At 46.9% G+C, this 1132-nt stretch carries 1 pseudogene; it reads left to right on the top strand.

What is annotated here, in order from left to right:
• Nucleotides 1-1132, top strand: a pseudogene (locus tag A3729_RS33230) (excinuclease ABC subunit UvrA); the annotation flags it as partial.

Raw genomic sequence — 1132 nt, 5'->3', positions numbered from 1 at the left:
TGTCGACTTACGCTCGTCAATTCCTGTCGATGATGGACAAACCTGAAGTCGACCATATTGAAGGTCTTTCTCCAGCCATATCCATCGAGCAAAAATCCACCTCTCACAATCCACGATCTACTGTCGGTACGATTACTGAGATCTACGATTACCTGAGACTATTATTCGCTCGCGCAGGCGAACCTCGATGCCCAGAGCATGACGCACCACTCAATGCGCAAACTGTTAGCCAGATGGTTGATAAAGTGCTTGAGCTTCCTGAAGAAAGCAGGCTTATGCTGCTCGCCCCAATTGTCCAAAACCGTAAAGGCGAACATCTTCATGTCTTCCAAGATCTCTTGAGCCAGGGATTCATTCGCGCCCGAATTGACGGCATTATTACTGACCTCGATGACACGCCTAAGCTTGAGAAGAATAAAAAGCACACCATTGAGGTGGTCGTTGACCGCTTTAAGGTTCGCAACGATATCCAACAACGTATTGCAGAATCCTTTGAGACATGCCTTGCTCTTACAGATGGCATTGCAGTTGTTGCCCCAATGGGGGAAGACGACAGCCAGGATGAAATCATTTTCTCTTCACGATTTGCCTGCCCACATTGTGGTTATGCGATTAGTGAGCTTGAGCCTCGTATGTTCTCTTTTAACAATCCTGCCGGTGCCTGTAGCTCCTGTGATGGCTTAGGCGTTAATCAGTTTTTTGATCCTGAAAGAATCGTACACAACCCTAGCCTGACACTTGCAGAAGGCGCAATTAGAGGTTGGGATCGACGCACAATCTACTACTTTCAACTCTTAAGTAATGTTGCCGAACACTATAATGTCGACATCTCGCAGACCTATGAAGAGCTGCCTGATAGCTTTAAACAAATCCTATTGTACGGAAGCCAAGAAGAAGAAATATCCTTCACCTATGTCAATAGTCGTGGCGACAGCGTACAGCGCTCACACGTTTTTGAGGGCGTCATCCCTAACATCGAAAGACGCTATCGAGAAACCGAATCAAATATGGTTCGGGAAGATCTTGCCAAGTACCTAAACAACCAACCTTGCCCAAGCTGCCATGGCACCCGCTTAAAGCAAGCATCGCGGCATGTTTACATAGACAAAGACTCACTACCCGACTTAGCCAA

Source organism: Oleiphilus sp. HI0043 (assembly GCF_001634935.1).
The sequence above is the reverse complement of the archived record's forward strand: the minus strand, read 5'-3'. Positions and strand labels throughout refer to the sequence as shown.